Source organism: Pseudomonas sp. AGC41 (assembly GCF_057334555.1).
The window spans coordinates 20312-29516 of sequence record NZ_JBHFJB010000082.1 but is presented as its reverse complement, the minus strand read 5'-3'; the positions used below and the strand labels follow the sequence as shown (position 1 = coordinate 29516).

The 9205-nt window shown below is 63.0% G+C and carries 8 protein-coding genes; 5 read left to right on the top strand and 3 right to left on the bottom strand.

Annotated features, from left to right (window positions below; translation table 11 throughout):
- The first annotated feature begins 110 nt into the window (after positions 1–110).
- From ACE04F_RS14815 to ACE04F_RS14805, 3 genes are read left to right on the top strand one after another with little or no spacing between them, the layout of a single operon-like run.
- Positions 111–932: a molybdenum cofactor biosynthesis F family protein gene (locus tag ACE04F_RS14815; protein WP_486107816.1), complete on the top strand. Its 822-nt coding sequence runs from the start codon at positions 111–113 to the stop codon at positions 930–932.
- Complete coding sequence (locus tag ACE04F_RS14810) at positions 925–1725, top strand: SDR family NAD(P)-dependent oxidoreductase (protein ID WP_486107814.1); 801 nt, start codon at positions 925–927, stop codon at positions 1723–1725. Before ACE04F_RS14815 ends, ACE04F_RS14810 begins: the two co-directional genes overlap by 8 nt.
- Complete coding sequence (locus tag ACE04F_RS14805) at positions 1718–2485, top strand: SDR family oxidoreductase (RefSeq protein ID WP_486107812.1); 768 nt, start codon at positions 1718–1720, stop codon at positions 2483–2485. Before ACE04F_RS14810 ends, ACE04F_RS14805 begins: the two co-directional genes overlap by 8 nt.
- A 156-nt stretch (positions 2486–2641) precedes the next feature.
- Here ACE04F_RS14805 and feaR read toward each other — a convergent pair whose 3' ends face one another.
- The 3 genes from feaR to ACE04F_RS14790 form a co-directional block, all read right to left on the bottom strand.
- Positions 2642–3604: a transcriptional regulator FeaR gene (gene feaR / locus ACE04F_RS14800; RefSeq protein ID WP_486107810.1), complete on the bottom strand. Its 963-nt coding sequence runs from the start codon at positions 3602–3604 to the stop codon at positions 2642–2644.
- A 121-nt stretch (positions 3605–3725) separates the two neighbouring features.
- Positions 3726–4346, bottom strand: coding sequence for a DUF3156 family protein (locus tag ACE04F_RS14795; protein WP_486107808.1), 621 nt, complete (start codon positions 4344–4346; stop codon positions 3726–3728).
- Positions 4291–5790 (bottom strand): APC family permease, encoded by a 1500-nt coding sequence (locus ACE04F_RS14790; protein WP_486107806.1) that lies wholly within the window; start codon positions 5788–5790, stop codon positions 4291–4293. Before ACE04F_RS14790 ends, ACE04F_RS14795 begins: the two co-directional genes overlap by 56 nt.
- Before the next feature lie 291 nt (positions 5791–6081).
- On the opposite strand from ACE04F_RS14790, the gene ACE04F_RS14785 reads away from it, so the two are divergent.
- Together ACE04F_RS14785 and ACE04F_RS14780 are read left to right on the top strand one after the other, a co-directional pair.
- Complete coding sequence (locus tag ACE04F_RS14785; RefSeq protein WP_486107804.1) at positions 6082–7410, top strand: alginate export family protein; 1329 nt, start codon at positions 6082–6084, stop codon at positions 7408–7410.
- A 116-nt stretch (positions 7411–7526) separates the two neighbouring features.
- Positions 7527–9014, top strand: a complete 1488-nt coding sequence (locus tag ACE04F_RS14780; RefSeq protein WP_486107802.1) for an aldehyde dehydrogenase family protein — start codon at positions 7527–7529, stop codon at positions 9012–9014.
- The last annotated feature ends 191 nt before the right edge of the window (positions 9015–9205 follow it).

Sequence of the window (9205 nt, the reverse complement as noted above, 5' to 3'; positions counted from 1 at the left end):
CCCCCCGCCACAAGAGCTGTATGCGGCATTGCTCAACCCTTTGGTTGATAGGCCAGCGCCCTGCCAGGCGCCATGATCCGAGTGGCACATTCAACCATCGGAGCCTTGCAATGAGTACTTCTTCAGACTGGATCACCGTCGGCGCCCTGGCCGACGGCTTTGCCCCCGAAGCCTTCATCCTGCCGAACCTCGCCGACCTCGACGGCAAGACCTTTACCCTGCACTTTGCCAATGGCTGGCAGATCGAACATCGCTTCGAACAGGACGCGCTGAGCTGGGAAGCAGCCGATGGGCACTCCACTGGCACCGCACCTTATCGAGCCACTTCGGTGCGTCCGGGCCTGTACCTCGTCGACTTCATCAAGCGTGAAGGTGGCCAGGCGTGGTCGGTGAGCCTGGTGCTCGATACTGTCAGCGCCGCGTTCACCGCCGTGATCGGGCGCATGCCCGCCGAGGCGCAAACCGGCGAGGGTCTCTACAGCCGCGCATTGGCCGGCAAACCGCTGACCTCGGTGGAAGTCGAGTTCCTCCACGGTACGCTGGATCGCCCATGGCAACCGGGCCTCTGCCCTCACGCACCGACGAGCGAACTGGTGGGGCTGCGCAACCTGTATCGCTACAGCCCGAGTGAGGTGTACGAACACATCTACCTCAACCAGCGGTTTTATTCCTGGCAGTGCCTCAAGGGCGTTGAACGAGGCCTGTGCGACACCGACCGCTGCGACACCTACAAGATCGCCGATCAGCTGTACCTGTTCGTCTGGCGGGAGAAGATCATCCCGACCCTGGGCCTGGTGCTGATCGACCTGCAGCAGCACCGTAGCGATGGCAAGATTTTCGGTTATGCCGGCGCATCCTTCGACGAGTTCTCGAATTTCCCGGTCAGCTCCTATTGCCAGGTGCTCAACCAGACGGAGTACCCCGATGCCTGAGCCAAGCACCGTCGTAATCACGGGGGCCGGCACCGGCATCGGTGCCGCTTGCGCCCGCCTGTACGCCGCCGAGGGCGCCAACCTGGTGCTGATCGGCCGGCGCCGCGAGCCGCTGGAGCATCTATCAAAGGAAATCGGCGGCCTGGTGCTGGTGGGTGACGCGGCGTGCCCGGCGACGTGGGACGGTTTCGTCGCACAGATACGCCAACGCTTTGGCCGACTTGACGTGCTGCTGGCCTGCGCCGGCGGCCTCGGTCAGGGCAGCGCCACCGACACGAGCCCGTCGGCGTGGGAAGCGGCGCTACGCAGCAACCTGGACAGCGCTTTTTACAGCGCTCGTGCCTGCCTGCCGCTGCTGATGGAGAGCGCCGGCAATATCGTGCTGGTCGCCTCCATCGCCTCCCTGGCAGCCGGACCGCAGGTCTGCGGCTACACCACCGCCAAACATGCGCTGCTCGGCCTCAATCGCTCGCTGGCGCGGGACTACGGACCACGCGGTGTGCGCGTCAACGCAGTCTGCCCTGGTTGGGTACGCACGCCGATGGCCGATGAAGAGATGCAGGCCTTGATGCAGTTTCACGGTGAGAATCTGCAACAGGCGTACGACCGGGTCTGCGCCGATGTGCCGTTGGGCCGGCCCGCCAGCGCCGAGGAAATCGCCCGGGTCTGTCGTTTCCTGGCCTCGGCGGATGCTTCGATCATCACCGGCGCGACGTTGGTAGCCGATGGCGGATCCAGCATCGTCGACGTGCCGACGCTAGCCTTCAGCCGAATGGAGCAAGCAAATGCCTGATGATCTGGATTTCTCCGGCAAGACGGTACTGGTGACCGGCGGCGCGCAAGGCATCGGCCGGGCCATCGTCGAAGGGTTTGCCTGGCGTGGGGCGCGCGTGCTCATTGCCGACTTGGACCTGGCGGGGGCCGAGGCTGTGGCCAGCGACCTGCGCGCCAGCGGTTATCAGGTGGATGCCATGGGCGTCGACCTGGCCGACGCCACGGCCATTACGCAGATGATCGCCGGGCTGGAACAACGCACCGGCAGGCTGGATGTGCTGGTGCACAACGCTGGTTATTTTCCCCTGACGCCCTTCGCCGAAATCACGCCAGCGGTGCTGGAGCGAACGCTGGCGGTGAACCTGTCGGCGTTGTTCTGGCTGACCCAGGCCGCGCTGCCGATGTTCCGTCGCCAGGGTCAGGGTTGCGTGCTGGTGACCTCTTCGGTGACCGGCCCGCGCGTAGCCTACCCGGGCCTCAGCCACTATGCGGCGTCCAAGGCCGGGGTCAACGGCTTTATCCGCAATGCGGCGTTGGAGCTGGCGGCGGAAAATATCCGCGTCAATGGCGTCGAGCCGGGGATGATTGCAACACCGGCCATGGCCAACCTGGGGGACGCCCAAGTCAACCACGACATCGCCCGCCGAGTACCGCTGGGGCGACTCGGCAAACCGTCGGACATCGCCGGAGCCATGCTGTTCCTAGCCTCGGACCTGGCTGCCTACATCACCGGCCAGACCCTGATCGTCGATGGCGGCTCTACCTTGCCGGAGGTTTGAGCCCTGCTCCCGATAGCGGTGGGTCAGCTTGCGTCTTTGCTGAACCAAGCGCCGCCTTCGCGAGCAGGCTCGCTCCCACACTGTTTTGTGTCGATCACCTGATCCGGAGTCAATCCGGTCACCTGTGGGAGCGAGCCTGCTCGCGAAGGCGGTGGTTCAGGCCACCCCCTGCGCCTGCTGCAACTGGCTGGAGCGGAACGCCTTGGGCGACTGTTCGAATTGTTTCTTGAACGAACGACTGAAGTGCGCCGAATCGGTGAAGCCCCATTTATAGGCAATCGAGGTGATCGACTCATCCCGCAGGAACGGATTGGCCAGGTCATCGGCGCTGCGCTTGAGGCGGGCGCGCTGGATGTAGCGGCACACGCTGTCATCCTGCTCTTCGAACAAGCGGTACAGGTGTCGCACCGAGATATTCAAACGGTTGGCCAGGCCGACCGGGCTGAGACCGGGTTGGGTCAGGCATTCATCAATGACTTTCTGTACGTAGCTGCGCAGATGACTGCCTTGCAATCCGACGCTGTCGCCGCACAGGTCGGTTTCCTGCTCCAGCGCCGATCCCAACAGCGAGACAAAGGCGTTTTGCAGGGCTTCGCCCTCCCCGGCGCTGCTTTCGCCGTCCGGGGTGTCCTTGCAGAGCTGGTCCACCAGCACGTGGAGCATTCTCCCGCAGGCCTTGCTTGAAGAAATCTTGCCGAAGGTCTTGCCGTCGCCGCCCAGTCGCCTGGCAACGTCCCGCCGAGATAACGACAACACGGCATGCTCGATCAGGCCGAACGGGCTGATTTCAAGGGAACCCACCGAATCCATCAGCAACAGCTCGCCGGGGGCCAGCTGGATGCTCGTGCCATTTTGGGTGATACGCGAATAACCGCTGCGCTGGCTGACCAGGAAACAGTCCTGGTCATCATCGTGATCCGGTTTGCATAGCTGGCGCCTGATGGAACCGGCATTGGTGCGCAGGTTGGCGAGCGAGAGGCCGCCGCGCTGAAAGGTCGACACTTCGCCAATGAACAACGCGCGATTGAAGGCCAGCTCCGTCTCGAAATGGCCGCATGTCGCGCGCAGGTCCCGATTCCAGGTATCCAGCCCGCCTTGCCCAGCCTGATACATGCTCATGGCGCTCTCCACAGTGGCTTATTGTTTTTGTGCGGCAATAGTTAACATGTTATCTAAATGCACGCAACAAGTACCTGATCGCCAGAGCAGTAGCAGGAATGATGCCAGGCAAAGCGAAAACTCAGAGCGTCGAGAGTACCCTCCGCAGCCCGCCCAGCGTTGCGAACAAGGCATCGCGCTGCAACGGGCTCAGCGCGATGTAGCGGCGGAACGAGGGCATCCGGTTGACCACCTCGCTGCCGCCCACATGCTCCAGTCGCACAGACCATTGCCGGCCGTGCAGCTCGATGTCCAGGCGCTTGAAGTCCAGCGGCATCAGGGCGGCGTAAAGCGCGTGATCACTTTCGATGGCCGTCCGCAGCCGAACCGACAGCGCGTCACCTCCCTTCAACTGGCGGCAACGAATGCCGCTGCGCCGAATGGCTCCGCCATGGTGCAATTGCAGGCGCCCGTTGCCCTCTCTCGACGCAGGCACGTGCAACACGAACTCGGTCGTTACCACGTGCATCAGCAACTGCGACTCGGTGCGCTCGACGATCTCCAGTTGCAGGCTGCCATCGTCGGTGACGACTGTCGCCGCCCCCGGCATCGACAGCTCAAACCGCGCCAGCCCGAGGTTGCGCCGCAAATGCTCCAGCGTTACCCCGGGTCGATAACCGGCCGGGGCGCGACGGGTACTGAACAGCTCAGACAGCTTTTGCAGCAGGCTCGATAAACTCGCCGACAGGTTGCCCTGGCTCATGGCAAAACTCCTTGGCCAGCACGTCTTCGACGGTCGCCGGCTTGAATGGATTGACCTTCTGCACCACCAGAGTCCAGAACAGGGCGTAGGCCGCGGTACCGCCAAGCATCACGGCGAAGGGCACATAAATGTCCGCCGGATTCATGCCTGGCGGCGTGATGAACCACATGCCCAGGACGATGCCGACGCTGGACAGGATCTGTGGCAGCGGGAAAAACGGCGAGCGGTAGGCCCGGGGCAGATCGGGACGGCGGATGCGCAGGCTGATCACCGAAATCGTCACCAGCAGATAGGCAAAACTCCAGGCGCACACCGCCGCCAGTACCAGATGCATGATGTTATCGGTGTTACCGCCAAGCCACAGCGCATGCAGGCACGGGATCAGCATCGCCACCAGGATGCACAGCAACGGCGTCTTGAAACGGGGATGCAGGTAGGTGAAGACCTTGGGCAGTGCGCCGTCCACCGCCATGCCGTAGAGAATGCGCGGCACCCCGGCCATCAGCGTATTGATGGTCGCGGCGCCGGCAAACAGGAAGCCGATCCCCAGCCACATCGGGCCGATGGCGCCCATCACCTGCTCGGCGAAGCGCGGAATTGCCATGGGCGTGTCCAGCAGGTGCACGCCGCTGGCGGCATCGAGCAGCACGTTTTCCACCTGGCGCTTCATCGCCGCGCCATAGATGAACATGCAGGCCGCGACGCTGAACAGGCCCAGCATCATCGCTCTGGGCATGGTCCTGGCTGACTGGCGCAGGTCCGGCGCCAGTGGCGTGACGAATTCGCACCCGACGAACATGAACATTGCCATGCCCACCAGCGACAGCACCGTGACCAGGTCGGTCCCGACCACGGACGCGCCGAACCAGCCCTCGAGTTCTACCGCCGGCGCGGCGATCAGCCCCAACACGCCGAACACCATCAGGGTCGTCCACATGCCGAAGGTCAGGATGATTTCGGCGCGGCCAAAAGCGCTGACGCCGAACGCATTGAGTACACCAAACACCACCACGAAACCCACGCCCAGCAGCCAGGAACCACCGGCCGATTCGACCAGGGTATTGAGGTGTTCGAAGTTCACCAGAGCCATGACCCCGGCCAGGATGGTTTCCGCCGTTCCGGCAAAGACATGGACGATCAGGTATGCCGACAAAGTGCCGGTAATCGCGAAGAAGCGCCCCATGCCGCAATTGATGTAGTCGTAGACCGAGCCGGTGGTTGGCAAGATCGATGCGGCTTCGGCGAACGTCGTTGCCTGGGCCAGCATCATCACCACCGCGATCAGCATCGCCATGGCGAAGGCGCTGCCACCGATGCCGAACCCCATGGTGGCGGTCAGGATGACCGGGCTGGCCATGATCAGGCCAATGGTGCTGGCCAACGCAGTGGGAAAACCCACCGTCCCCCGGTTCAGATGCTCGGTGAGCCTGTCATTGATCGACATGGTGCGGATCCTCGAAAAACGGACTTTTAGTATGGGTGCTACCGCCGTCCGGGCACTGGCGTTCAAGCCTTCCCCAGCCAGTTCCTGATTAAAACGGCGTTGCGTGCAGGATCACTGTGCGCCGCCCCGCCCCGAGCGTCTTGCCCATGCCTGCCGCCGGTCTTGTTGCTGCCTGCCACTGCCACAGCCATGGCGGCCAGGATCAATACCTTGGCAGGCTGGTGAAAGACTTCGCGGCCCAGGCTCTCCCTAATGCGCGCTCCGCTGTCCTATCGCACTGGGGAAAACACCATGGAGCACTCTCGTCAATCACGCCTGCCACGCCAGGCCATCGGCCTGGGCATCGCCTTGCTGGCGGCAGGCTCATCGGCCCAGGCCTTCGAGCTTTATGCCGACGATGACACCACCGTCACTGGCAACTTCCTTGCGGTCTACGGCCTGTTCAACAGCCGCAAGAACTACGACGGCAGCGCCGGCGGTTCGAGCTGGCGCGAAGGTTTCATCAAGTATGGCCTGAGTATCGAGCAGACACTCGACGGCCGCGGGAACCTTTACGGGACCGCCAACCTGGTCAGCTCCGGCACCTGGGGCGATGGCGATGCGGCGGGCCTGAGCGACGGTTCCGAACGCACCACGAAATTCGACGAGGCCTTCGCCGGTTGGCGCTCCGGCGATCTGTTCCCGCGGTTGGGCAAGGATGGCGTCGACCTGTCCTTCGGTCGCCAGGTGATTACCCTTGGCGACGGTTTCATCATCAACGACGACGGCCTGAACCTGGGCAAGGGCGTGGCCGACGGCGAACTCAATCGCGGCGGTGCCTATTACCTCGCCGCCCGGCACGCCTTCGACAAGACCGCCGTGCTGCGCCTGGGCGGCAAGGATGGCGTGCATGGGAGCCTGTTGTGGTTCAAGTCCGACAATCGCGCCCAGGCCAACACCGAGATGGCCGCCGGTACTCTGGAATACAGCGCCGCACCCGGCACCCTCGGGCTGACTTACATCCATGGCATCGACGTGGATGAACACTACGCCAGTGACTTCCAGAAACAACGCGACGGCATGGACATCTACAGCCTGCGCGGCGCGGGCGATGCCGGTATCGAAAACGCGCATTTCTCCTTCGAATACGCCTGGCAGGACAAGGACGCCGGTCCTCAGAAAGCCTGGTACACCGAAGCCGGCTATACCTTCGCCGAGCTGCCCTGGAGCCCCGACCTGACCTATCGCTACAGCCGTTATTCGAAAAACTGGGACTCGATGTTCACCGGCACGAACCGAGGTTATGGCACCTGGTTCCAAGGCGAAGTGGCGGGCAACTACGCCGGCCCGTTCAACAGCAACACGGCCATCCAGCACGTCGGCCTCAAGCTCAAGCCAAGCGAGACCGTGACCATTGGCGCATTGTTTTTCGACTACAAGACCTTGCACACCGCTCAAGCGCTGAACCTCGACGGTCGTGAGCTGGACCTGTACGTCGAATGGGCCGCCAACGAGCACCTGATCATCACGCCGCTGCTGGGCCTGTACAAGCCAGAGAAAGACGCCAGCAACGGAGGCAATCAGGTGGGCGGCAACGGCACCAATGTCTACAGCCAGTTGGTGGTGGCGGTTCCGTTCTGACATCAGCGCTGGAAATGGCAGCCACAGACATGCGTCGCGGCAGGCACGGTCAAGCCTGCCCCGCCCTCCAGGGGTTAGTCTCGGGGCTTTCCCTTGCCTGCGATCAGGAACTTCCCATGAGCGATATTGCCCTGCTGCCCGAGGTCCAAGCCTTCCTTGGCCGACACCACGCGCTGTTCATCGACGGTGCTTATGTCGAAAGCCAGAGCCGACAGACCCTGGACGTGATCAACCCGGCCACGGGCCAGGTCATCGCCCAGGTCAGCGACGCCGGTCCTGGCGATATCGACGCGGCGGTCGAGTCGTCCCGGCGCGGTTTCAAGCAATGGTCCCAGGCTGCTCCAGCGGTCCGTGGGCATGTATTGCTGAAACTGGCGGACCTGATGGAGCAACACCGCGAGGAGCTGGCACAGATCGAAACCTGCCAATCCGGCAAGATTATCCATATCTCCCGCGCCTTCGAAGTCGACCAGGCTGCGCACTTCTTGCGTTACTACGCCGGCTGGGCGACCAAGATCAGCGGCCAGACCATCACCCCGTCGCTGCCCTCCTTCGCCGGCGAACGCTATACGGCGTTCACCCTGCGCGAACCGGTGGGCGTGGTGGTCGGCATCGTGCCGTGGAATTTTTCGACGATGATCGCCATCTGGAAACTCGCCTCGGCGTTGGTGACCGGTTGCAGCATTATCATCAAGCCCAGCGAGTTCACTCCGCTGACTATCCTGCGCATCGCTGAACTGGCCATGGCGGCCGGTCTGCCGGCGGGCGCGTTGAACGTGGTGACGGGTAGCGGTCTGGTGGGCAAGGGCTTGATCGAGCATCCAGGCACCAACAAGGTGTCGTTCACCGGCTCGGTGCCTACCGGCATCGCCGTGGGCCAGACGGCGATGAGCGCCGGACTGACCCGGGCGACACTGGAACTGGGTGGCAAGAACGCTGCGGGATTCCTGCCAGATGTGGATCCCGAGGTGGCGGTCAATGGCATCATCGAGGCAGGTTTCCTGCACTCCGGGCAGATTTGCGCGGCGGCTGAGCGGTTCTTTGTCCACCGCTCGCAGATCGAACCGATCATGGCCAAGCTCGCCCAACGCCTGAGTCAGCTCAGCATCGGCTCACCGCTGGATGAAGCCACGCAATTCGGTCCGGTGACCAACCGTCAGCATCAGCACAAACTCGGCGAGTATTTCGCCAGGGCGCGGGCACAGAACAATACGATTGTTCACGGCGGCAAGCTGATCGACAGGCCTGGCTGTTATGTCGAGCCGACCATCATCCTTGCCAATCACCGAGATGATGCGCTGCTCAATGAAGAAACCTTCGGCCCGATCGCCACCTTCCTGCCCTACGACACCGAGGAGGAACTGCTCGACCTGATGAACGACTCGCCCTACGGCCTGAGCGCCAGCCTGTGGACCAATGACCTGGGCAAGGCCCTGCGCATGGTGCCCGCCATTGAAGCCGGCACCGTCTGGGTGAACATGCACACCCTGCTCGACCCCGCCGTGCCATTCGGCGGGAGCAAGTCTTCGGGTATCGGCAGGGAGTTCGGCAGCGCGTTCATCGATGACTACACCGAGCTGAAGTCGGTGATGATCCGGTATTGAGCTCCGGTTGCCTTGATTCCCCCATGCTCGCTGCTCACAAAGCCCCTGTGGGAGCGAGCCTGCTCGCGAAAGCGGACGTTCAGTCAAAGGCGATGTTCAACCTGACGATGCCTTCGCGAGCAAACTCGCTCCCACACAGGTTCCGCTGCGCCGCCGCCATCCCCGCCCAACACTCATCACCTGTGGGAGCG

Bases quoted from the DNA above. Each gene is read 5' to 3' on its own strand.
- ACE04F_RS14815 (WP_486107816.1), top strand. From the start codon at position 111: ATGAGTACTTCTTCAGACTGGATCACCGTCGGCGCCCTGGCCGACGGC.
- ACE04F_RS14810 (WP_486107814.1), top strand. From the start codon at position 925: ATGCCTGAGCCAAGCACCGTCGTAATCACGGGGGCCGGCACCGGCATC.
- ACE04F_RS14805 (WP_486107812.1), top strand. From the start codon at position 1,718: ATGCCTGATGATCTGGATTTCTCCGGCAAGACGGTACTGGTGACCGGC.
- feaR (WP_486107810.1), bottom strand. From the start codon at position 3,604: ATGAGCATGTATCAGGCTGGGCAAGGCGGGCTGGATACCTGGAATCGG.
- ACE04F_RS14795 (WP_486107808.1), bottom strand. From the start codon at position 4,346: ATGAGCCAGGGCAACCTGTCGGCGAGTTTATCGAGCCTGCTGCAAAAG.
- ACE04F_RS14790 (WP_486107806.1), bottom strand. From the start codon at position 5,790: ATGTCGATCAATGACAGGCTCACCGAGCATCTGAACCGGGGGACGGTG.
- ACE04F_RS14785 (WP_486107804.1), top strand. From the start codon at position 6,082: ATGGAGCACTCTCGTCAATCACGCCTGCCACGCCAGGCCATCGGCCTG.
- ACE04F_RS14780 (WP_486107802.1), top strand. From the start codon at position 7,527: ATGAGCGATATTGCCCTGCTGCCCGAGGTCCAAGCCTTCCTTGGCCGA.